The organism is Thermogemmatispora tikiterensis (assembly GCF_003268475.1).
Taxonomy (GTDB): Bacteria; Chloroflexota; Ktedonobacteria; order Ktedonobacterales; family Ktedonobacteraceae; genus Thermogemmatispora; species Thermogemmatispora tikiterensis.
Genome location: NZ_MCIF01000002.1, coordinates 5653875 through 5677395, shown reverse-complemented (window position 1 = coordinate 5677395; position 23521 = coordinate 5653875). Strand labels below are relative to the sequence as shown.

Sequence of the window (23521 nt, the reverse complement as noted above, 5' to 3'; positions counted from 1 at the left end):
TTTGTTAAGAGGGACAGGACTTCTGGATTGCTCTTGTCCTACCTGCCGCTGGGACGACACTGCGGGCATTCACAAAGCTGGCGCAGCTTTTCAAAGGTAAAGATGCCCGTTCGATGGCCATCCTCCCAGATAGGAGTCAGACCATAGCGTCCCACCGGCTCCAGATTGACCAGCGTTGTCTCTTCTCTATTCAACTGCTGCCGGCGCTGTAACATGCCCGGCGACCCGCCTTCGCCAGCACAGAAGGCACAGGGGCAGGCCCGGCGCAGCTTCTCCCAGGAGTGGACGCTCTCATGCCCGTCACTCCAGCTCAAGATCAGGCGCCGCTGCTGGTCATCCAACAGAAAGGACGTGGGGAAAACATCGCGCTCTTCTTGCATCGATCCGCTCCTTGCAGCATGCGCGTTGGCGAGGAGGCCAGCCACGGGCCACGGCGGCGGTTCTCTCCGCTCACTGCCACGCGCTCCTCTTTTTTTATGCTCCATCCAGCCCAAATTATATCCTACTGCCAATCTTCCAGCGCTGGCCAGTTCACTGGAGTAGAGGACCCGGGTCGCCAATCAGCTGATAGGCCGCCCAGAAATAGGGATGGGCATAGCAAGCATGTGCCGAAGAGCGCGTCCGGGCCAGAAAGGCGCGCTGAGCCTCGGCCAGGGCCACGACCTTGGAGCGACCGGCCAGTAACCCTTCGTAGAAGAGCGTCATCAGTCCGGCACTACTGGCGTCATCTACCTTCCACAGCGTTGGCAGCAGCGAAGCAGCTCCCGCATAGAGAAAGCCCCGCCCCAGGCCCATGACCTCATCCACCCCACCCAGAGCCACCCGCCCCGTCTCACAGGCACTCAAGGTCACCAGCGAGCAAGAGGCCAGGTCGAGATTAAAGACCTCAATGGTGCTCAGTTGGCGATCAGCGAGCTGGATAAAGGAGAAATTGGGAGCATCAAGACGGAAGAGGCCGTGGGCCGCAATATGCAACAGCGGCGCCAGCGGACCTTCCTCTAGCAAGCGCGTACTGGTGGCTTCCGCATCAAGATAGCAGGGAGCACCCAACAAGCGGGCCACGGCCCGCGCCTCGCTCACCGCCCACGGCAGGCGCCCGCGATCGGAGAGGCCCAGCACCAGTGCCTGGCGCAGCGCCTGACGGGTTGTCCGCCGGCGCCGACCGCGACGTCGGCAGACCTCCAGCAGGCCCAGAGAGGGCAGATACGCAACTGCCAGACGCTCCACCAGAAACTGCACCCCGTCGAAGAGGCAGTGGAATGGTAGATAGTGCAGCAGGCCATAGGGGACCACCAGCAGCTGCTCGCAGGAGTAGAGGACGGGCAGTACTGGATCTAGCAGGAGGTGATAGAGCCTCTGCAACAGACCCAGGCAGTTCTCTTGTAGCTCCGCCAGCTCACGGGTCGCCTGCCCAGTCGGGGCCGCCGCCGCCTGGCCTGCCAGATCGAGATTCAGGCGCCAGAGGGCATAGAGGCGCTCCAGCTCAGGCACAGCTCCCCGCAGACGGCGCCAGCGCAGGTGACCCGCTGCCAGCGAAAAGACATACAGGTCCTCTCCAGCCAGATAGTACTCCAGCACCACTGTCCGCGGCTCCAGCGAGCCTTGCAGGTTCGCCAGGCGCTCCAGCCAGCCTGTTTCCACTTTTTTCGCGGCCCGCGAGGGATAGGTGCCGTCTATAGCTGGCAGGCCCAGCTGCTCCAGCAAGCGCTCAATCTGTCGCTCGCGCCGTCGCATCTCCTGACGGGCACAGGCTGGATCAAGCGCAGGCAGGCGCCTGAAGGCCGTATCGCTCAGCTCAACCGCCTGCTCCGTGCCATAGACGAGCGAGCTGAACCAGGCTTGTTCCTCACGCAGGCGCGCCAGCTCTTCCAGCAGCGCCTCAACTTCTGGCTGCCCCGCCCGCTCGACATGGACCCGAATCTCAACAGTATTGCGCAGATAGTCGCCGAGCACCCGCGACTTGGCCTGCTCAACATACCCCAAAGCCTGAGCCCCATCTCCACGGAGCAAGGCCAGGCGTACCGCCCTTTCATAGAGCGTTCGCTTATCTTCGAGAAAGCTGGCGCGCGCATCAAAGACAAGGCGGGCCTGAATCTCCTCGATCCCCTGGACCGCCCGTGCATAGGCCCGAGCAGCCTCCTCCAACTCCCCACGGGCCTCTGCGAGCTGCCCGCGTAAATCCTCACAGCGATAGACCAGCTCCAGCAGGCCCTGCTCCTGCGCCATCTTCAGTGCCTGAGCACAGAGCGAATCGGCCAGCGCCTCGTCGCCGCGGCTCATAGCAATTTGAGCCTGCAACAAGAGGGCGCGCGCTAACTGGGGGAGGGCTGCCTGCCTGGAGAAAGCTGTAGCCGCCAGACGCACCGCCGCCAGGCTCTCCTCAAGTTGTCCACTGGCAAACAAGAGTTCTGCCTGCAACAGCGCCAGCGAGGCCGCCGGTACCTCCAGGCCGCCAGCCTCCAGAAGCGTGCGCGCCTCCGCCAACAGCGTTTCGGCGCGGCGCAGCTCCTTCATCGCCAGGGCTGCCTGTGCCTGCCACATCAAGGCCAGCGCCAGGTAGTGGCGCCCGCGACCACCAGGAACCGTGCGGAAAAAAGCCGCCGCCTCCTCCGCCAGCTCAGCCGCCTCACGAGCGCGATTCAAACGCAGCAGGCAATAACAGGTCTCGCAGGCCACTTCAGCGGCGGCCAGCGCCAGAGCGTGCCGCTGAAAAGTTGTCCGACTGCGTTCAAAGAGGGCGAGGGCACGGCTAAAATGACCCTGAGCTGCATAGATCTGGGCCATATTCAACTCCTGACGTGCGACCGCTAGTTCCTGACCGCGATAGGAGGCGAAGATGGCCCGCGCCCGCTCGTGCAGCGCCAGCGCCTCACGGAGGCGTCCCAGGGCGGCCAGGGTGACAGCCTTATTGGCCCAGGCGCGGGCCAGAGGCAGTTCAATCCCCTCGCCGTGGCGGCGATAAGCCTCGGTAGCCCGTTCAAAAAGAGTGAGGGCCTGGTCGTAGTGACCAAGCTCATAGTGGACGATGGCCGCATTGGCCTCCATCTGACCCACGCGCAGCCAATTGCCCTGCCGAAGGAAGATCGCGCGTGCCGCCGCAGCGTCCTGCAACGCCTCCTGGAAACGGCCCAGCTGGAGACAAACCGCAATCCGTCCGCTGCGCGTGCGAGCCCAGCCGAGGTGGTCATCGCAGGCCAGAAACGCGGCCCCAGCCGCATCGAAGTCCCGCAACGCCTCCTCATCGCGCTCCAGGCGCCGCAGAGCCTCGGCCCGGGTCAGCAAGCCAAGCCCACAATAGTCGCGCCTGCCTGTCCATTCGCCGATCAATAGCAAGTGAGCAGCCAGGCGCAAAGAAAGCTGCGGCTCATCGTGCCAGCGCCGATCGGCCTCTCGCTTCAGCCACATGACCAGGCGAGCCAGGGCCGACGGGTCCAGCAAGGGCAGCTGCTCCCTCAGCAAGCGCTGGCCCTCACTCTCGTCTGCATTCACAAGCAGCTCAGCCAGCAGTTCCCAGTGTGCCCCAGTGTTGCCCCTGTATGCCATACAGAACGTTCCATTCCTGGACCAGGCCGATCCCAATCACCAAGACCCACAATGATACAGACAACGCCAAAGAAGAAGCCAAAAAGAAACCCAGAAAGGATGGAGAGAAAAAACCTGACAGCGAGCCATTGTTGCCCCCTTCTTTCTCTCCCTCAGCCAGATTCCAAACGTTTGGATGGCCAAAAAATCACGCAATGCCAGCCGGGGGAGGCAGAGAGAGAGGTCGCTGAGCAAAGGCCGGTAGAAGCGAGCGGCGCAGAGAGAGCGTGAATGCGCTACTCTGGGAGAGCGAGCTGCAGCGACTCAATGACCACAGTGCCTTCAGGGAACTGCAATTCGAGGGTATAGGTTTCCGGGGCCAGAGCGGAGAAGAGGAAATTGCCCAGCTCATCGATGCGACCAGAGCGCACGGTCCCCGAGGCGGCAGTCAGGCGCACCGGCGTTCCCTGAAGGGCCTCCAGAGCTGTTCCCTTGCGCGTCACAAAGCCGATCAACTCCAGGCCATCCTGACGCGAGGAACCATGTTCTACATGGAGTGAAATGCTAAAATCCTCGGCGCTATAGCGACGTGGCCAGAGCGCCTCAGCCTGTTCTGATGGGGTCAGATCACGCTGGTAGGCCAGGCGTGGCTGGGGAGCGAGCAACGTGGCCACAATCCGGCGGGCGCTGGCAGCCATCTGCTCGCCCAGCGACGGACGGCCCGTCCGGGCCGACGCCAGGGGATGGGTCTGGGAAGGAGGGCCATCATCCAGGGGCCACGAAGAGGGCCAGGGCAGCATCTCGCCCATTTCGGCCTCTGCCGGAGCCTCTTCCTCCTGCTCAAGGGCCAGCGAGGCCGCCAGCTCCAACTCAGCAAGGTCCAACTCAGAGAGTGGGGAAGCTTCCGCCAGTCGCGTCTCCGAGGCGAGAAAGTGGGAGAGGACCGCCAACTCCGCCGCACAATGCTGGCAAGTGGCCAGATGGAAACGCACCGCCACAGCGACCTCCTTGTTGAGCAGACCGAGATAATACTCACCAAGCACCTGAGCCGGGGGGCAGTCCCAACGATAGAGGGATTGGAGCAAAGTTAACTCAAGGCGGCGATAGCTCTCCACCCGGGTTGCACAGGCGGGGCAAGTAGCCAGGTGCTCCAGCACAGCTGGTCGCACCTCCTCGCCGGCCAGATAGGCAAGCATCTCTTCGTCGCTGATAGCGCCCCGTTGACGACATTCCATGAGCGTTTCCTCTGACTGAACTGGATAAGAATGGCTGGCAGCGGCGTCATCTACAGCCTTACTCACCCACAGCTCCAGACCTCCACCCAGGCCCTCAGCTCACCGGACCAGCGAGACCGCAGCAGCTATCTGCCTTCTTTCTTCTTCCTTCTTGCGTCTGATTTGAGCAACCAGCGCAGACCCGACCAGCTTCAGGAGTCGGGTCGAGAGGTAAGCCGTCTGCCTACCTGTCTGCTTTCCTGACCTCACCACCAATAAACGGCCACTCCTGGGATTTTAACGCCTTTGACAGCCGCCTGCAAGAGCCAGGCGGGGAAGCATCTCACTACGTGAACATCTCTGCGCCCCCCGCCAGCCTTCACAGGCTGTGAATGAAACCCGCCTCTGACCGGCCAGAGGGGAGCGAAAGGGATCTGAGCGATAAGTGCTCACTCTAGCAGCCCTTCATGAGCGCCTGCAAACGGCGATTGCGTCGCAGGCGATCGAGCATATTGCGCTTCAGGCGATAGACATCGTTCACCGACGGGAAGAGATGCTGAAAGCGCAGGCAGATCTCTGAGGGCTTCAATCCCTGAACATAGGCCAGATAGATCAGCATGCGTTCCTCTTCGCTATGCAGCTCTTCCAGGATCGCCTGCCAGAGATCCTGAGCCGAGAGCTGAGCCACCACCTCCTCGGCGGGATCGGCGACCGCCGGCTCATGCTCCAGAGCCTCTAGCGTCTGCTCAAGCTGCTGAAGCTGCTGCACACGCCTCTCATCGGTTACCACGCTGTGCACGCACATCTTCAGATACTTCAAGAGCGCAGCCAGGGAATCGAACTGCTGGACCCGGCCCGGAGTGAGCGCCTGGGCAAACTTCGCGAAGACCAGGTTCACTACCGACTGGCCCCCATCATGTTCCAACACCGGGGAGGCCGCCGGATGCTGATGTACCCAACTCAAGACCAGGGGGGCATACTGCTGATAGAGGCAAGCCCAGGCCTCCTCATCGCGCAGCAGCAAAGCCCGCCGGAACAGCTCCAGACAGTAGCGCTCGTCCGCACGATCCTGCTTCAGAAAGCGGCTCGTCTCCTCGGCACAGGCCCGCGCCAGAGCGGAAACCGACCACTGCGCCAAGGGTAACAGGCGCTCATCCATCTCTGGCCGGGCCGTGGCGCCGCTTGCGACCTCCGGCTGCGGCCCGGTCTCGCCATGAGAAGATGAGCCGCGAGACTCCATAAGCAGACGCTCCTCTCTGGGTACAGGCCATAGTGAGCGCTTGCCAGCCTCAGCCAGCTACGGGACCTGACCGGCTGCGAGCAAACGCTCTTGCAGTATAGCATCAGCCGCGACGGCTGGCAAGCCCGAGGTGTCCACTCCTGCCCGCCTGTCCTGGCCTGGCGCAGGCAGGTACCTCTCCACACTTCCTGGCGGCCCGCTCCACCTGGAACCGGACGCTACTCCGCCCCCCTACGTTCCTTCTGCTTCCCTACAGCGATCCAGCATACTTAAGATCGACCAGGCCTCTCCCGAAATACCAACCATGCAGATTTTATCACAGCAGGCACCTGGAACAGAAACAGCCCCTGACGTGCTAAGAAAGATATCCCAGAAGATACGCTAGGGATGGTACATTTACCCCGTCTATGCTATCATAGATTGACGGTTGCTGCCGACATTCGTCTCAATGGGGAGCGGAGAGCGGACATCATCGGGCAGAGCGAGGCACCCATGCCACAGCAACGACAGACAGTCACTAATCGGCTCGCCGACGTGATCGAGGTCGTTCAGTTAGGACGCAAGACGGGCCTGCTGACGGTCGAGCGTGGGGAAGGTACAGCATTGGAAGAGGGTGCCATCACTTTTGTGAATGGACAGCCTGTGCAGGCACGGCTCGGGCCACATAGCGGCGCAGAAGCCCTCAGACGCTTGAAGCTCTGGGGTCCTTGCCGTTTTGCTTTCGTACCTTTCAGCCCTCCCTCATCCCCACTACCGCCTTTGCTCGATGGGCACGCTACTCCCGGCTCACTGCCGGCTCTCCCGCAGCGCCAGGGAACCGATCCGCGCTTGCGCCGGACGCCCGCACCCTCTCCCTCGGGCCCACTTGGCTCGCTCTCCTTTCCAGGGTCGGGCACAGGCCCAGATACGGGCCCACGGATCACCCCACCGCTGCCTCCGCGCCAGACTGGGCCTGGACCGGACAGGAGGGTGCCCCTGCCCGGCAGCGGGACTTTCTCCCGCACCCCAAGCCGTGTGCCGCTCTACGACGACGCTTTGCAGCGCCTGGAACAGCTCGGCTTCTCTCGCGCCCATCGCCGGCTCTATCTGCTGATCGATGGTACCCGCACACCAGCCGAGCTGGCCCGCCTGATGGGCCGCAGTGAGGAAGAAGTCCTGCGCCTGCTCTCCGATCTAGAGCACGCCGGCTTCGTGGCCCCTTCTTCGTAGTAATTCATTCAAGGATGACTACCTATTAATAAAAAATAGGTTTTTATCAGGCAATAGAGAGGATGTGGCGCTCGTCGAGCGCTAACCCTGGCCGCCCTCTGGCCCAGCCTGGCAGCTACCCAATACCCTGCCAGTAGCCAGGCCGGAGGTCTTGTGTAATACTCGCCCCCGCCAGGACCGGCGGTCGAGTCCGCAGCAGGCCAGGCCACTTCATCCAGTAGGACGGTGCCAGCATTAGTATGTCAGTGCCAGTAGACCGGGGCGCCGCTGGCCGCCCCCTGGATACCAAAGGACGGGTTTTCTCCCATGCGTGATCAAGCGATATCTTCATATCGCCGGCGGGGTCTCTCCCTGACCGCGCGCGTCTCTTTGCTCCTGGTTTTTGTCGCTATCGTTCCGCTGCTCATCACTATCGTCGTCAGCCAGTTCATCTCTCTCCCAGCGCTGACTACCCAGGCCCGCACCTCTCTGGATACCGACTCCAGCGAGCGCGTGCAGTTGATCAGTAACTACCTGAATGAACGCCTGCTTGACGCCGAGACCCTCGTCCAGGTCCCCTCAGTGATCCAGTTCCTACTCGCTCCCCCTGCTGAGCGCGAAGATCCAAACTTCAGCGTTCACTCACTTTACGCTCTACAGGCAGGAATAAACCGCGATAATCGCTATTCACTCTGGTGCCTCTTTAATGCTCAGGGGCACCTGGTACAGTACTGGCCGACGAACGTCCACCCCCAGAACCGGGGCCAGTCTCTCGTACCCCTCCCCTACCTGCGGCGCGTCGACGCCAACCAGCTCTTTATCTCCGGCGTCTACTACGACAGCGCCCACAATAAGGCTTCGGTCGATATTTATGCTCCCATCACCTATCAAAAACATGTGATCGGCTTCCTGCGTGCCTCGCTGAATATCGATTTCATCTGGGACACGGTCAACAGCGAGACCGGCGCCAATGGGCCGGGCAGCTATGCCTTCCTGCTTGACGAGCGTGGGGTGCGTATCGCCGACCCCAATCCCGCACGTCGCTTCAAGGCGGTGGCCCCTCTCTCGATTCAGGAAATGCAGGATGTTAAGACCGAGGGCCTCTATGGCCTGCAGGGCAATCAGGATAGCCTGCCACTGCTGGCCGACAACACGCTCGCTGACTCGCTGCATAGCAGCCAGACATCTTCGTCCTTCCAGGCCACCCCGGCCAGCGAGAATGAGCCGTACGAGATCTTGCGGCACAAGATGACAGTCGTTCCCTGGACTTACTACGTGCTCAGCCCGGTCAGCACAGTGACGGCGGTGGTGAATAACCAGATGGTGAGCACCATTGTCATCGCAGCAGCCATGCTCTTGCTGGCCTCCTTTGTCGGCCTCTGGCTCGGTCAGCGCATCACGCAGCCGATACTGCGTTCGGTTGACCACCTGCGCCGCAGCAGCGAGTCGCTGCAGACGCTGGCGGCCAAGCAGCAGAGCTCGTCTAGCGAACAGCAGTGGGTGATCGATTCCGCCCAGGTGGGTCTGCAGTCGGTACAGTATTATACCGATGCCAGTAATGTGGCCGCTCGCCAGCTGACCTCAATGGTGACGGAGCTGCTCCAGCGCTGGCCCCAGCTTGACGCACGCACGGCCCAGCGAGCTTTGCAGGAGATGGCCAATACGGCGCGCTACATCGAACAGGCCATCCAGTACCAGGAGACAAGTAATCAGAAACTGGCGACGGCCATTAAGGTGACCACCCAGGTGAGCGAGCAGCTCGCGGCAGGCGCGACTTCGGCGACGAACGCCGCCGAACAGCTGGAGCAGGTGGTACGCCAGCTCCGCCGCGTGGTTGGCCGCTAGCCTCAGTGTTACCTGGACCTTTTGCTCGCAGTGGAATAGCTCAACGAGAGAGCAGCGACAGGACGATACCCACGAGGACGCGGGATCGTCCTGTCGCTTTGTTAGCGTCAGACATTTAAGGAGGTGGGACCGATGTCCATCCAGTTCAGAGGAGAGAAGGCCGGCGCGCTGGTGCCGCTTGGCCCTATTGTGCGCCTCCAGGTACAGACGGCCCCACTGAAGGTGGCCGGGGATGAGGAAGGGCTGCGCTACGATCCGGCTCCGCTGCGCTCGGTGGCCCAGCTCTGGCTATCTGCGCACGGCGTTTTCGCTCTGCTGCCAGATGGTAGCCGCCTGCTCGACGTTCATCATCAGAACTATCCAGGCTCACGCAACCGTGGCGGTAAGAATGGCGTGTCGCTGGGCTTTACGGCCCACTACCAGGCGATGCGCGCCCGCTTCGGGGAGCATCTGACGGATGGCTGCGCAGGCGAGAATATTTTGATCGCTACTGAGCAAGCGCTGCGCCTGGAACAGCTAACGCATGGGCTGCTGATTATGGGGTCCACCGGAGCGCAGCCGGTCGGGCTGATCCGGCTCCGTGTGGCAACACCCTGCCTGGAGTTTACGCGCTTTGCCCTGGGTCCAGAGGCTCTCTTCGCCTCTCCTCTTGAGCTAAAGGCAGCTTTGCAGTTTCTGGATCGTGGTCAGCGCGGCTTTTATGCCACCTGCCCTGCAGAGGAGGCGGTGGCCATCGCCTGCGGCGACCAGGTCTTTGCTTTGCCTGCCCCCAGACCGGGGACGGACTGAGGCCGCCGCAGGTTGAGCGAGTCGGCAGATTGGTCGCTGGCTCAGCTCTGTTTAGACGACCGCCCGCTTGAAGGAGCGCAGGCACCAGACCAGAGCCAGCAGCGCGAGCAGGCTGGCGCAGAGAAAGCCCTGCCAGACGGCTACAGCCTCCAGTCTGCCCAGAAACAAGGCCCGCGCCCCTTCTACAACGTAGGCCAGGGGATTGCAGGCAGCCACGTCCCGCAAGAGAGGCGGAGCCAGAGTCAGGGGTAGTGTGATGCCCGAGAGCAGGATGAGCGGGACACTGACCATGTTGAGCAGGGATGAGAGGGTTTCCGCATTGCGCAACAGGTAGGCCAGGGCGTAGGAGCAAGCCGCCAGGCCCGCACCCACTAGGACCAGCAGCAGCAAGGTTAGCAGTAAACCCACCAGCGAGGGCCGCAGGCCCAGTGGCAGGGCAATGAGGCAGATCAGAAGCGCTTGCATAAGCAGGGTTACAATGTCCAGCAGGATACGGCTCAGCGGAAAGGCCGCCCGCGGGATGGGCGCCACAAGCAGGCGCTCAACAAAGCCCCTCTGGAGTTCGACAACGAGACCAAAGCCGACGTAGCCCGCTCCAAAGATAGCCATCATGACCAGAAGGCCAGGCGTGTAGACGGTCATGGCCCCTCCCGGCGGAAAAGCCGGGACGCGGCTGAGGCCTTGCAACAATGGGGCGAAGAGGAGCAGATAGCAGAGCGGCTGAAAGAGACCAAAGATCACCCAAACAGGGTTGCGCCAGGTCTGGCGGGCATGGCGCAGCCAGAGATGCCAGATGGCGGCGAAGAGAGACATAGCTCTCACCTTCCTTTCCTCCAGGCCATAGCAGGACCAGCAGGAGAGACAACTGCAGTGGCCGCGGCTTTTTTCAGGGAACGACCAGTATAGCGAAGAAAGACATCGTCCAATGAGGGCCGCTGCAAGATCAGGCTGCTGACGGTCAGACCCGCCGCTTCTAGCAGGTGCAGTACAGTGGGTAGGGCGCTCTCGCCCCGCTCCACGGAGAGATATAGCTCTTCTCCACCCTCTTCTTGGCGAATGGCCCGGACGAATGGGCAGCTACGCAGAATGGCGCTCGCTTGTTCTCTAGCACTGGCCAGCCCAGATGGCGCCAGGGTGAGGATGAGGGTCTCGCCAGCGCTCTCTTGCTTGAGCTGGGCCGGGCTGCCGTCGGCGATGATGCGCCCCTGATCAATGATGGCCAGGCGCGTGCAGAGTTGATCAGCTTCGTCAAGATAGTGGGTCGTCAGCAGGATGGTGGTGCCCTGCCCGCGCAGGCCGCTCAGGCAGTCCCAGAGCTGCCGCCGACTGACTGGGTCCAGGCCAAGGCTCGGCTCATCCAGCAGGAGTAAAAGAGGACGATGGACGAGGCCGAGCGCCAGGTCGAGACGCCGACGCTGACCGCCCGAGAGAGCGATCACCGGCCTGGAGGCCAGGTCGCTCAGCTCCAACTGCTCTAATAGCTCGCTGACGCGCCGCCGCGCTTCCTGACCCTTCAAGCCATAGAGATGGGCCTGCAGCAGGAGATCCTGAAAAACTGTCGTCAGGATATCAGTACCTCCCTGCTGCCCGACATAGCCCAGGATGCGACGGATGCGCTCCGGAGAGCGCCGCAGGTCGGCCCCAGCAATGGTAACGCTCCCACGGTCCGGTGGCAGCAAGGTGGCCAGAATACGCAGGAGGGTCGTCTTGCCCGCCCCATTTGGCCCAAGCAGACCAAAGCACTCCCCTTCCGCGACGTCCAGGGAGAGACCCCGCAGCGCTTCGATGCTGTGGCCCCGTGAGCGATAGCTCTTCCAGAGGCCGCTGACGCTGAGCAGTGACATAGTCAGCTGTTTCCTTTCTCTTTTATATACATACAGAATGTATGTATGTGGGTCCAAAAAAAACTCCGCTTAGGAGTGACGCAGGCCGCGAATGAAGATCTCCACGGCCTCGGTGGCATAGGCGCGTAGAGAAAAGGCTCTGGGATTGAGCAGCCAGAGACTGGTTAGACCAATAATCAGGCTATAGGCGGCGGTGGCCGCCCGTTCGGGGACAATATCAGAGCGAATCTCGCCGGCCTCACGCGCGCGACGCAGGAGCGCGGCAAAGTAGGTAATGCTGGCCTGAACAGCCTGCACCTTTTCATCGATGCCGCCCTGCAGCTCGGGCAGCATCCCTGTGCGCAGAGTTGTCAGTTCGAGCATAGCGCGAAAGTCGGCATCCTCTTCAGGATAGCTGAGCCAGGCCAGGAGAATCTGCCGCAGTGTCTCCAGCGGGGTTCCGTCACGCTGATACAGCGGCTGCAGCTTGCGGGCGGCGCGCTTATACTGCTCGCGCACCAGGGTATTGAAGAGATCAGCCTTGCTGCCAAAGTGCCACTGGATGGCGCCGCGCGTGGTCCCGGCTCGGCGCGCAATCTCCTCCAGGGTGGTGGCCGCATAGCCCTGCTCCAGAAAACAGCTCAGCGCGGCCTGGAGCAGCTGCTCACGCGTCTGGGCCGCCGCTTCCCGCGTTCTCCGCATCGCTTGCACCTCTCTGCTTACATACATACCACATGTATGTATCTTTGTCAAGGGGAGAGGGGGAGATCAGCAGCAGCAGCAAGCAAGCAGATATGCGAGAGGCTGACGCATCTCCGCAGCGCGGCGGCGCCCGTTATTCACCATAGGGCACCCAGATATTTTTGACCTGGGTCGCCTCGCGCAGGAACTCCTCCCCCTCACCCTGGACGGGATCAAGCCAGTCTCGCGGATGGCCATAGTTGACCCAGGTACGTTTCATATTGCTGGCCGCGGCCAGCTCAACGCGCTTGCTGCCCTCGGCGCTGCCGAAGTACCAGACGGCCTCGACATCCTCGTGCTCGGCCAGGACCTGAACGAGCGGCTCACGCTCGCCGGTCACAATGTTGACGGCCCCGGCGGGCACATCGGAGGTCTCGAAGACCTGGTAGCAGTCGGTGGCGCTCAGCGGGGCCTGCGGTGAGGGGATCACCACCAGGGTATTGCCCATGGCCAGGGCCGGGGCCACCAGCGAGAGGAAGCCCAGCAGCGGGAACTCATCAGGGCAGGCCATGCCGATCACCCCCACTGGCTCACGCACGGCCAGGACCAGACCACGCAACGGCGGGCGGTGAATGCTGCCCTCGAACTTGTCGCACCAGGCGGCGTAGCTGAAGAGACGCGCGATAGCCGCCTGGACCTCTGCCGCCGCATCGGTATAGGCGCGGCCTGTCTGCTGGACCAGGCGCAAGGCAAACTCTTGCTCGCGGGCTGCCAGGTTCTCGGCAATGTAGAAGAGGACCTGAGCCCGCTGGTGAGGAGAAGCTCCGCGCCAGGAGCGAGCGGCATGGGCCGCCTCGACAGCGTTGCGGATGTCCTTACGATTGCCCGCGCCGACCTGACCAATGACCATACCCTGGGGGTCGCGCACTGGCAGGCTGTAGCCGCTATCGGGACGGACCTGCCTGCCGCCGATGAAGAGCTTGGGGGTGCGATCGATCGGCGGCATGCGCCCAGCCAGATCGGCAAAGACCTCGCTGCCGGCCAGGGCCAGACCATTGCTACCATGCTCGGCATGACCGTTGCCGCTCTGGGCTTTATGCTCACCGCTTGCCGAGGCTTCCGCCAGTCCACGTCGTCGGCCCGCCCGTCCACCGGCACCTTCCCAGCGCGGACGTATATATTCGTAGAGGCCTTCCTTGCCGCCCTCGCGCCCGAAGCCACTCTCGCGATAGCCGCCGAAGCCACAGGAGGCGTCGAAGAGATTGGTGGCATTGATCCAGACGGTGCCTGCCTGCAAGCGCGCGGCCACATCCAGGGCCAGATTGATATTCTCGCTCCACACGCTGGCCGCCAGTCCGTAACGAGTGTTGTTAGCCAGCGTCACCGCCTCCTCCGGCGTACGGAAGGTCATGGTGACGAGCACGGGACCAAAGATCTCGACCTGGGCGATGGTCATGGCCGGGGCCACATTGGTGAAGAGGGTTGGCGGAAAGAAATAGCCTTCGCGCGGGCAAGCCGTTGACGGCTGCCAGAGCTGGGCCCCTTCTTCGACACCGCGCTCGACCAGGCGACGAATCTCGCGCAGCTGAGACTCCGAGACAATGGCCCCGATATCGATGGCCTTATCCAGCGGATCACCGACGCGCAGCTTCTCCATCCGCGCTCGCACCTTGGCAACCAGGCGCTCGGCAATGCTCTCCTGGACAAGCAGGCGTGAGCCAGCGCAGCAGACCTGGCCCTGGTTGAACCAGATGGCATCGACGACTCCTTCGACCACGCTGTCCAGGTCGGCATCTTCAAAGACCACAAAGGGCGATTTGCCGCCCAGCTCTAGCGAGAGGCGCTTGCCGGAGCCGGCGGTGGCCTGGCGAATGGCACGGCCCACCTCGGTGGAACCTGTGAAGGCGATCTTGTTGACGTCGGGATGGCGCACCAGAGCCTCGCCAACCTGCCCGGCCTCGCCGGTAACAATGTTGACGACTCCTGGGGGCAGGCCAATCTCTTCGACAATTTCGGCAAATTTCATGGCCGTCAGGGGAGTGTAGCGCGCCGGCTTGAGCACAACTGTGTTGCCCATGGCCAGGGCCGGGGCCACTTTCCAGGCCAGCATGAGCAAGGGGAAGTTCCAGGGAATGATCTGGCCCACAACTCCCAACGGTTCATAGCCCGCCAGCTCGCTCTCCATGAGCTGCGCCCAGCCAGCATGATAGTAGAAATGGCGCGCGACCAGCGGAATATCGATGTCACGGGTCTCGCGAATGGGCTTCCCGTTATCGAGGGTCTCCAGGACAGCGAGCAGACGCGCATGCTTCTGAATATGGCGGGCGATGGCATAGAGGTAGCGCGCCCGCACATGACCAGGGGTCTTGCTCCAGCCCGGAAAGGCCCGGCGCGCCGCAGCTACAGCGGCATCGACATCGGCAGCGTTGCCCGCGGCTACACGCGCCAGGACTTTCCCCGTGGCCGGATTGATCGTTTCCAGATATTGGCCACTGGCCGGCTTGACACGACGATTGTTGATGAACAGGTCAAACGGCTGACGCTGGGCCAGCCACTGCAGAGCAGACTCTGCCGCCTCGGGCGCCGGCCCATATTCCATTGACTCAAATAGCTCTAAGACACTCATAGCAATGATGCGCCCCTCCCTCAACGTCTCGCAAGAGAGCCAATGACAGGCTGTCGGTACGGGCTATTGTATCCCGCCTCACGCCCCGGCGGCAAGTCCCTGGCTCGTCAGCCTGCTCTCTCCTCTCGACCGTGGACGTCCAGAACAGCCAACAGCGGGCGATACAGCAGTCGAGCAGGATGCCAGCCTCAGCCAGGCCTCCTTCTCCTTCGCTGATAGACTATAAGACAGGCGTGACCATCGCGAGCCGCCAGAGGTGGAGAAGAGCAAGCAAGGGAGGCTTTCAGTTACTGGCTGGGAGGAAAGCCGGGCGAGAGCGACCACAGGCCGCTTTCGCCGGTAAAATGGTTGTTCTCATCATGAACCTCGAAGCTCCCGGCCATCTGACTGCCTACCTTGATCATTCCCTCGAAGACCAGGCTCGCCTTACCGCCGTAAATAGGAACCGTGAAATGGACTGCGCCCTGCCGCTCAAGCGTTCCTGAGAAAGGTCCGCTCTGCCCCAGGCCGCTGAAAAAGCCAGAGAAGTGCTCTTGATGCTGTTGCAGGTGGGAGAGCACCAGAGGAGTGCGCGTATTGGTCAGCAGATCCTGAGCGGTGCCTACATAGGCGGCAAAGAGAGCCGGATAGGGATAGGCCTCGCCCGCCAGCGGGACCGGCGACGAGGCGCTGGCCGTCGCGTGCGCCGGCGCTGTTGGCGTTAGCGGGGCAGCGGAGTGAACCAGTAGCGAGCGCAGGGGGCTGTTCAGTCCGATTGTGAATGCACCTGCCATCAGCGTCAGCACCAGCGCCAGAATGAGCGCACTCAGCACCAGACGGCGCCGCTGACGATGCGCCTGCCGGCGGCTCTCCTGGATCTTGCGTTCCGGGAATAGCTCGGTCGAAGCGGCCATCACCTCTAGCGAGGGCGTTGCTTCCTCGCGGGCCGCTGTCGCCTCTGAATCAATGCGAGCGTGGCTGACAACAGCACGCCAGAACTCGCGCACGCTGGCAAAACGCTCCTGACTGTTCAGCGCCAGGGCTCGCTGGAGATCCTCGCTCACAGCGCGCGGCAGCTCGGGGACCAGCTCGTGGGCGGGCCGCAGGGGATCACTCTCTGCTCCGTTTTGGAGCAGGAGCACGCGCTCAAAGGCATCGCAGGGGAACTGGCCCGTCAGCAGAGTATAGAGCGTTGCCCCCAGCCCATAGACATCGGTGCGTATATCGGTGCGTCCTCGTCCCCCATACTGCTCCGGCGCCGCGTAACCAGGGGTACCCTGGCGAATCGTCGTCGTCATGCCATCAGGAATATAGAGCTTGGCCAGACCGAAATCGACCAGTACGGCACCGCGCCCCGCCGCAGGAACGATGATATTCGACGGCTTGATGTCGCGATGGATGACGGGCGGCTGCTGGCTATGCAAATAGTCAAGAGCATCAATGACCGGCTCCAGCGTCGTCAGCAGATGGGCTAAGGGAACGCGCCGGCCAGGGGTGAGGCGCCGCAGCTCCTCCAGGTTGGCGCCGCGGATATAATCCATCAATAAATAGCTGCGCTGATTGCGCACATCGTCGAAAAAGCGATAGACGCGCGGCAAGGCCGGATGCTGCAGCCGCATCAACAGACTGGCCTCCAGGGCCAGGCTGCGCCGCTCGCGCTCGGTGGTCGTCACAACTTCTTTGAGGGCGAAGAGCTTGCCGGAGCCACGCAGTTCCATCACCAGGTAGACCGAACCGAACCCTCCTGTGCCCAGGCAAGCTTCGACACGATAGCGGGTCTGAGTGGGATCTTTAATGATAGATCCCGTTCTCAGCCTGGCCTCTGTCCTCTGCATCGCTGACTCCAGCTTATCGCTACGCTTGTGGACAATATTTTCTCCATTATACGAGTTGATCGATAGATAAACAAGAGTTATGCAACTTTCTCTCTCGCCAGCGTTCATGTCCCGGGTAGGAGAATTACGGATACTTTTCTGAGGGCTACAGAGCTATAGCTACGGATAGTACGGTATTTCATTCTTTACTATCAAGAAGCCGATATCTGGCGTCTTCCAGCATTTTGCGCGGGTCACCCGGACGGCTTCTACCACACGGAGGCCAGGCCGATGAGTATTCCAGAGCATCTGGCAATGCTAAGGCGGGGCGTAGAAGCCTGGAATCACTGGCATCTGCACGAACGGCCATTGGTGTTCGCCAGGCCCAGTCCTATTTATGGCCAGGGGCCGGATCTCAGCGGGGCCGATCTGCAGCAGGCCATGCTCGCAGGGATCAATCTCTGCACTACGAACCTGCGTGGCGCTAATTTGCGCCAGGCTGATTTACATGGAGCTGATCTCGGGCTGGCCGATTTGCGGGAGGCCATTCTCCACGGGGCTAATCTCTGCCAATCCTGCCTTGCCGCAGATCTACGCGGCGCCGATCTGCGAGAGGCATGGCTGGCAGGTGCCGATCTGCGCGGCTCCTGGCTCAATGCACATACCAGACTGGAGGGCGTTCTCTTGCAAGACGCTGAGCACGGCAGCGCACGAGTCGCTGGCCTCGACTGGTCGCAGGTCAGGCTTGCCACCATCGCCTGGGAACGAGTCGATCTGCTGGGCGATGAAGAGATTCTCTCGGCGCCACACATCCACAAGGAAGAGCCAGGGGCCAGCTACGAGCTTCTGCAGGCATATGAACGCCTGTGGCAGTATGAAAGCGCAATTCAGGCTTACGAGACCCTTCAACAGGCGCTCAAGGAGCAGGGACTGCCAGCACAGGCTGCACGCTTCCGGGCACGAGCATGCTCGCTCCGGCAGAATCCAGAATATCGCTTTTTTTCTCGACGCCTCCGGCGACAGCAAGGCAGAGAACGCTTTTTCCCTCTGTAAGGGGAGCGCAGCCGCTGAGGCAAGCTGCTTCTCAAGGAGCGACGTCCGCTCTCTTCTCCCAGTCAGCGGGTATAGCCATCACGTCAGAGACGGCGATCAGCGAGCAGGGCAGACGAGCAAGGGCCAGGTGCTTCTCATCAACGCTACAGGAGGCCATCCTCCAAGAGATGGTTCGCCTGGCTTTCACCTTCACAGCCAGGCTTCGTGTCCTCTGAAGAGTGGATTGGCTTGTGTAAAAATTCTATTTTACTCATAACCATCTTCGTTCGTTCTACCACCAGAAAGCGCTTCTGTCTCGGACCTAACCACTCGGATCGAACCAAAGGCAGGGACAAGTCGATCTCAGGAGGAGAGCCTATGAGAAGCTGCATGTGTCGTCGCCCCAAGATGGGCACTCTTCTGCAGGTGTTCGTCATACTCTGTCTTATTTCGCTTGTCTGGGCACCAGGGCTAAGAGCCACCCCAAAGGCGGCGGCCTCCCCTGCGGCCTTTGTGCGCATCATGCATGCCTCGCCCGATATCGGCGTCGCCGACGTCTTTCTCGATGGGCAGCGCGCCCTGAGCAACTTCCAGTTCGGCACGGTGACCGACTATCTGGCCATTCCCCCGGGACCGCACAAGGTGCAGGTGGCATTGATCGGCAAGGGGCCAGACGCGGCGGTGATTTCACAGACCCTGTCGGTTGAGCCGGGCTTCGCCTATACGGTGGCGGCTATTGGCGTTCAAGCAACCGGCCTGTCTCTGGTGGTGTTCAAGGAGGATAACAGCCTGGTAACCGGCAAGGCCAAGCTGCGCTTCTACCACCTCTCGCCCGAGGGTGGGCCGGCTACGCTGACCGCTAATGGCAATCCGTTGATCAAGAACCTGCAGTATCTGCAGGCCAGCGACTATACCCTGCTGGCCCCAGGGCACTATACGTTCGATGTAGATCTGACACAGCAACACGTGTCTCAACAGACGACGCTGGAGGTGGCAGCCAACCAGATTACCAGCATTTTCAGCATCGGGCTAGCGCTGGGGACGCCAAAGCTGGAACTGGTAGCGCGTCAGGTTGCCGGGACACCCGGCCTGCCAGACACCGGCAGCGACCCCGCGGCCTCGACTACTCCGCCTGTTCAGGTAGGCGTGCCTTTAGCTTTGCCATTGATTCTGACGCTTCTCCTACTCTTAATTGGTGGATCTACAGCTATTCTGCTGCGCAGCCGACGCTAAGGACCGGCGAAGGCGAGCAAGGCAGTCGAGAGGCTCTCGTAGACGTTGGATTATGCCAGGGTTGAAGGCACTGTTGTGGGTCTGCTCTCTGCTGGCTCTCTTGCTCTCGCTAGACAGCTGCGGCTCGACCGGGGCGGCCACTACTCAAGTCCGTGACGGCCAGCCGCTGCTGATAGGGGAGGCCCGCCTTCCCGATCGCTCTCCGCGCTCGATGAGCGGCCAACCAGGAGTGCCGATGCGTCTGCGCATTCCGGCTATCGGCGTGGATGCCATCGTTGAGGCAGTGGGGGTCACGGCCAGCGGCGAGCTGGAGGTGCCAGTGCGCCAGCCCTGGGACGACGTGGGCTGGTACCGACTTGGCCCGCGCCCTGGCGAGCGCGGCAGCGCGGTGATCGATGGGCATCTCGACCGCCCTGGGGGAGCACCGGCTGTCTTCTGGCGCCTGCGTGAGCTGAAGCCAGGCGACGTCGTTCAGGTGCTCGATACTCAGGGAGAGTGGTGGTCTTTCCGGGTACATGCCCTGGCCTACTATCCGCCGACGCAGGCCCCATTGCAACAGATTTTTGCCGATACCAGTGGCCACTACCTCAATCTGATTACCTGTGCTGGTGACTGGATCGCCAGCGAGCATCAGACACAGCTCCGCCTTGTCGTCTACACGACGCTGATCACCTGACGCGGGGCAGCCGGCTGCCCCGCGTCAGATCGGCGAGCTGGGTGGCTCACTAGACCAGGGGGTTATAGTGGGCAGCGGCGTAATGGCCGGTGACGAAGTAAGAGAGCTGGCGCTCGATATCGGAGAGCAGACCACTGGCGCCTATACGGAAGAGGCGGCTGTTCAACCACTCGTCGCCTAGCTCCTCTTTCATGAGGATCAGCCAGTCGAGAGCCGTTTTGGCGCTGCGAATGCCGCCGGCAGGCTTCAGGCCAACCCGGTAGCCAGTGCGTTCGTAGTAGTCGCGAATGGCGCGCGTCATCACCAGGCCCACTGGCAGGGTTGCATTAACCGCCTCTTTACCGGTGGAGGTCTTAATGAAATCAGCCCCAGCCATCATACAGACCAGGCTGGCCATACCAACGTTGCGCAGAGTGGCTAGCTCGTGCGTTGCCAGGATGGTCTTCATGTGGGCTTCTCCACAGGCCATGCGAAAGGCTCGTACTTCATCGTAGAGAGCCTGCCAGTTGCCGGTTAGAACGTGGGCCCGCGAGATGACCACGTCGATCTCCCGCGCCCCGGCCCGCACCGAAGCCGCGATTTCGGCGAGCTTCTGCTCTAAAGCGATCTGACCGGCAGGGAAGCCAGTAGAGACCGCCGCCACCGGGATCTGGGTGCCGCGCAGAGCAGCTACGGCCACCGAGACCAGGTTGTGGTAGACGCAAACCGCCGCCACCTGGATGCGCTCCTCGGGAACCCCTAGCGCTTCCAGCAGCTCGCTGCGCACAGGATGGCGCGCTTTGGCACAAAGCCGGCGCACGGTGCCAGGCGTATCGTCCCCGGCCAGGGTGGTCAGATCCAGACAGGTGATGGCTCGCAGTAGCCAGGCAGCCTGCCATTCGCGCTTGACAGTGCGGCGCGCCGGCAAGGTGGCCGCCCGGCGTTCGACTGCGCTGCGATTGACGTGCACTTCGCGCAGCCAGCCCAGGTCGAGCGGCACACCTGGATTCCGCTCATCCCGCGGCTGCTCTTCTTGCCCCTGCGCCATCGTGGGCTGCTGCTCAGGGCGTGCACTCACGCTCTGCTCTTGCGCCTCCGGCACTCTTTTAATCGTAGTCACTGCTCTTCCCCCCATAACATTGGCGGGCGCCACTTGCAGGCCAGCGCTGGTCCAGATAGACTTTTACTGGACGCGCACGTGCCGACAGTTGCCCGGCCTTAGTCGAAGGCCCGCTTCACTTCAGCTCCCTTCGCTCCTTTGCCCTCTATCATCTTGCACGAGCCAGGCTTTGTCAAGGTACTGCTCACTTGCTCGTCCCTCGCGACGTCTCGGAGACAGGGAAAGGCGAGGGCGAGGCAGCCGAGGGAATGACCGGCAGGACCAGGGCCGAGGGATAAGCGCGGTCGTGATAAATGCGCTGTTCGGCGATAGCCATCTCGCTGGTCAGGCCCAGCGCCGCCCCAGTATTCAGATTGCGGTCGTACTTGGGGAAGGCACTAGAGCTGAGCTGCAGGCCAATACGATGGCCTGCTTTGAAGAGCTGAGCCGTATTCCAGCAATCGATCTCGTATCGATAGATGCGGCCCGGCTCGATCAGCCGCGGGCGATCCATCCCTTCGCGGAAGCGGGCGCGAACCATGCCGTCGCAGAGGCGCTGACGAAAGCCGTCTGGCCAGACGTCGAGGAGCATGGCCACGAAGTCAGTATCGGGCGCTGACGAGGAGGCATACAGCTCAAGGCGCACGGGGCCGGTCACCTCCAGGTCTTCTTTGAGCGGCTCGCTGACATAGACGAGAACGTCATCGCGGCGCTGAATGGCGGCATAATCATCGGGGCCGCCGATTTGCGCAGAGGTCGGTTCAGTGATGAAAGGCATGGGCCGGGCGGGATCGTAGCGGTAGCTGTCATACGGCTCATCAGACGCGGGAGGCTCTGGAGAGAGGTGCCCGTCGCCAAAACGGCTGTTAGCCGCCCCACCGCTGTGCAGGTAGAAGCGCGTCCAACGCGTACGCGCCAGGGGCCACTCCTGCCCATCGCGCCAGTAGTTGGCTCCCATGATGAAAAGGCGCACCGGTGCCGGTGGCGGCTCCTGGCGTCGCCCCTTGAGGAAGCGATCGAACCAGCGTCGTTCTTCGGCCTCGAGATCGATCAGGGCCTGGGGACCAAAGTCGATCTCTCCTAGCTTGCGGCTCGTATTCACCTGGTGCCCCCAGGGACCCATGAGCAGGCGCTGATTGGCCCGGGCTTGGGGCGTGGCGGCGCGCGTGGTCATGCCGATGTAGTTAAGAGGGGTACCAATTTGCTCGTCATCGTACCAGCCGGAGATATGCAGGACCGGCACAGCCAGCTCTTCAAAGCGGCGCTGGTAGCAGAGAGGTAGCCAGTAGTCATCAAGCGCGGCGTGAGCGATCTGCTCGCGCCAGTGGGGATTGAAGCGTCCAGCGCGCTCATCCATCGTGAGCAGGGGCAGATGCCAGTAGACCTGCTCCCAGTCGACCAGCTCCATTGGCTGAGTGACGCGCCCGCTGACGTAGTGTTCCCAGCAGAGGTGCATGGGACTGGGGAGGCCCGTCGGTATCTCAACGAAAGGATCGGAGGGCGCGACCAGCACAACCATCGCCTTGAGATGGGGCGGCTGCTCCAGAGCCGCGAGCCACTGAATGCGGCCCGCGTAGGAGGCACCCAGGGTACCTACATTGCCATCGCACCAGTCCTGGGCAGCACACCACTCGATGGCATCGTAGCCGTCAGGCCCCTCGTGGCGATAGGGAACGAACTCACCGTCAGAGTCGCCACGTCCTCGCACATCCATCACCACGAACGCATAGCCATAGCGCACAAAGGCCAAAGCTCGCTGAGCTATTTGGGCCTGGGCTTTCAAGTAGGGTGTGCGCAGGAGGATGGCCGGCCACGGTCCCTTTCCCTGGGTTGGCAGATAGATATCGGCGGACAGCGTGATACCATCGCGTAACGGGACGCGACGATTGAAGAGCACGCGCGCCTGATTCGACACCGAGAGAGGCATCGCTGCGTGTCCTTTCTGGCCTGCTGTACTGTGGTCGGATAGAGCTGCTGGCGCTCCGCAGCGGCAGACAGACTTGCCTCCAGCGGGAGCGCCAGTGAGAGAAGAGAAGAACAGAAACCGTGCTATTGTTGGTCCCCAGCGATCAAGCGGGGAAGCTCGCCTTCTGTTGGGCATGGAAGGGCGCCAGAGATTCATTGGCGGTCACGCTTCCCTCCAGACGCGCGACCAGCTCAGCGAAATGGCTCCCGGCGAGAGCCAGCACCATCTGTGACGGCTCCATGCCTACATAGGTGCGCGCGCCCACGCAGCCGAAGCTGAGCGAGGGCTGGCCTGTACGCAGCGTACGGGGAATGATACCACAGGTCGGGCGCCCAAAGGCGAGCTGGCCCCCTTCCAGCCAGTTGACTGCTCCTTGCGCCTCGGCGACTAGCATCGCCTGCTGGGCATTCAAGAGCGCCAGCACGATATCTGGCTCCAGCGGGAAGCGATCGAGACGTCCATAGACAATGGCCACGTGCTGCTTCTCCACGACCGGTAGGCCGCGCAGCTCTTCGGGCGAGAAGTAGCCGACGTTTGCCATTGTCTGCACGAGAGAGCGCCCCCGCTCGTCCAGAGCCTGGGGGGAGAGAAAGCCCATAGTGATCATGCCGATGGGACACTGCTGATGATCACTGGCAGTCGCATAAAAGACGCCCTGCTCGGCCAGGCGCCAGAAAGTGCAAGCCGAAGGAACACCTGTCGTCGTCCGCTCAACTCCCAGCGGGATCTCATCGACGAAGGCCAGCCCCACCGGGGGCCGGGCCAGCCCCAACAAGGACGAAAAACGCTCTACCACATTGCGATCAATCACACAA

General features: G+C 62.0%; 18 protein-coding genes. 6 read left to right on the top strand and 12 right to left on the bottom strand.

What is annotated here, in order from left to right; all coding sequences use genetic code 11:
* Positions 1-38: 38 nt before the first annotated feature.
* The 4 genes from A4R35_RS22635 to A4R35_RS22615 all read right to left on the bottom strand — a co-directional run bounded on the left by A4R35_RS22635 (position 39) and on the right by A4R35_RS22615 (position 5976).
* On the bottom strand, positions 39-380 hold the full coding sequence (locus tag A4R35_RS22635) for a gamma-butyrobetaine hydroxylase-like domain-containing protein (RefSeq protein WP_189362209.1): 342 nt from the start codon (positions 378-380) through the stop codon (positions 39-41).
* Between the two features lie 151 nt (positions 381-531).
* On the bottom strand, positions 532-3543 hold the full coding sequence (locus A4R35_RS22630; protein ID WP_112433512.1) for a CHAT domain-containing tetratricopeptide repeat protein: 3012 nt from the start codon (positions 3541-3543) through the stop codon (positions 532-534).
* Between the two features lie 275 nt (positions 3544-3818).
* Positions 3819-4757 carry an anti-sigma factor family protein gene (locus A4R35_RS22625; protein ID WP_112433510.1) on the bottom strand — a complete coding sequence of 313 codons (939 nt, stop codon included), beginning with the start codon at positions 4755-4757 and terminating at the stop codon, positions 3819-3821.
* 433 nt (positions 4758-5190) lie between these two features.
* Entirely contained in the window at positions 5191-5976 is a 786-nt protein-coding gene (locus A4R35_RS22615; protein ID WP_112433506.1) for an RNA polymerase sigma factor, read from the bottom strand.
* 387 nt (positions 5977-6363) lie between these two features.
* Here A4R35_RS22615 and A4R35_RS22610 point away from each other — a divergent pair, with 387 nt between their 5' ends.
* The 3 genes from A4R35_RS22610 (at position 6364) to A4R35_RS22600 (ending at position 9798) form a co-directional block, all read left to right on the top strand.
* Complete coding sequence (locus tag A4R35_RS22610; protein WP_112433504.1) at positions 6364-7185, top strand: DUF4388 domain-containing protein; 822 nt, start codon at positions 6364-6366, stop codon at positions 7183-7185.
* Between the two features lie 306 nt (positions 7186-7491).
* Entirely contained in the window at positions 7492-9009 is a 1518-nt protein-coding gene (locus tag A4R35_RS22605; protein ID WP_112433503.1) for a cache domain-containing protein, read from the top strand.
* 132 nt (positions 9010-9141) lie between these two features.
* Positions 9142-9798 carry a hypothetical protein gene (locus A4R35_RS22600; protein WP_112433501.1) on the top strand — a complete coding sequence of 219 codons (657 nt, stop codon included), beginning with the start codon at positions 9142-9144 and terminating at the stop codon, positions 9796-9798.
* A 51-nt stretch (positions 9799-9849) separates the two neighbouring features.
* Here the strand turns inward: A4R35_RS22600 and A4R35_RS22595 are convergent, their stop codons facing one another.
* The 5 genes from A4R35_RS22595 to A4R35_RS22575 all read right to left on the bottom strand — a co-directional run bounded on the left by A4R35_RS22595 (position 9850) and on the right by A4R35_RS22575 (position 16742).
* A complete protein-coding gene (locus tag A4R35_RS22595) occupies positions 9850-10611 on the bottom strand; it encodes an ABC transporter permease (protein ID WP_112433499.1) in 762 nt (253 codons plus the stop codon).
* Positions 10612-10616: 5 nt separating this feature from the next.
* Entirely contained in the window at positions 10617-11642 is a 1026-nt protein-coding gene (locus A4R35_RS22590; RefSeq protein WP_189362207.1) for an ATP-binding cassette domain-containing protein, read from the bottom strand.
* 69 nt (positions 11643-11711) lie between these two features.
* Positions 11712-12323, bottom strand: a complete 612-nt coding sequence (locus A4R35_RS22585; protein WP_189362201.1) for a TetR family transcriptional regulator — start codon at positions 12321-12323, stop codon at positions 11712-11714.
* A gap of 133 nt (positions 12324-12456) precedes the next feature.
* Complete coding sequence (locus A4R35_RS22580; protein ID WP_112433495.1) at positions 12457-14928, bottom strand: aldehyde dehydrogenase family protein; 2472 nt, start codon at positions 14926-14928, stop codon at positions 12457-12459.
* Positions 14929-15215: 287 nt separating this feature from the next.
* Positions 15216-16742, bottom strand: a complete 1527-nt coding sequence (locus A4R35_RS22575) for a serine/threonine protein kinase (RefSeq protein WP_189362199.1) — start codon at positions 16740-16742, stop codon at positions 15216-15218.
* Between the two features lie 270 nt (positions 16743-17012).
* Between A4R35_RS22575 and A4R35_RS22570 the strand changes: the two genes are divergently transcribed.
* The 3 genes from A4R35_RS22570 (at position 17013) to A4R35_RS22555 (ending at position 19662) form a co-directional block, all read left to right on the top strand.
* Positions 17013-17774 carry a pentapeptide repeat-containing protein gene (locus A4R35_RS22570; RefSeq protein ID WP_112433491.1) on the top strand — a complete coding sequence of 254 codons (762 nt, stop codon included), beginning with the start codon at positions 17013-17015 and terminating at the stop codon, positions 17772-17774.
* 357 nt (positions 17775-18131) lie between these two features.
* Positions 18132-18986 carry a DUF4397 domain-containing protein gene (locus tag A4R35_RS22560; protein WP_112433487.1) on the top strand — a complete coding sequence of 285 codons (855 nt, stop codon included), beginning with the start codon at positions 18132-18134 and terminating at the stop codon, positions 18984-18986.
* Positions 18987-19038: 52 nt separating this feature from the next.
* On the top strand, positions 19039-19662 hold the full coding sequence (locus A4R35_RS22555) for a class F sortase (RefSeq protein WP_112433485.1): 624 nt from the start codon (positions 19039-19041) through the stop codon (positions 19660-19662).
* 49 nt (positions 19663-19711) lie between these two features.
* On the opposite strand, the gene deoC is transcribed toward A4R35_RS22555, so the two are convergent.
* The 3 genes from deoC to A4R35_RS22540 form a co-directional block, all read right to left on the bottom strand.
* A complete protein-coding gene (gene deoC, locus A4R35_RS22550; RefSeq protein ID WP_112434391.1) occupies positions 19712-20689 on the bottom strand; it encodes a deoxyribose-phosphate aldolase in 978 nt (325 codons plus the stop codon).
* 256 nt (positions 20690-20945) lie between these two features.
* Complete coding sequence (locus A4R35_RS22545; protein ID WP_112433482.1) at positions 20946-22667, bottom strand: CocE/NonD family hydrolase; 1722 nt, start codon at positions 22665-22667, stop codon at positions 20946-20948.
* 142 nt (positions 22668-22809) lie between these two features.
* Positions 22810-23517, bottom strand: a complete 708-nt coding sequence (locus A4R35_RS22540) for a DUF169 domain-containing protein (protein WP_112433480.1) — start codon at positions 23515-23517, stop codon at positions 22810-22812.
* Positions 23518-23521: the final 4 nt, after the last annotated feature.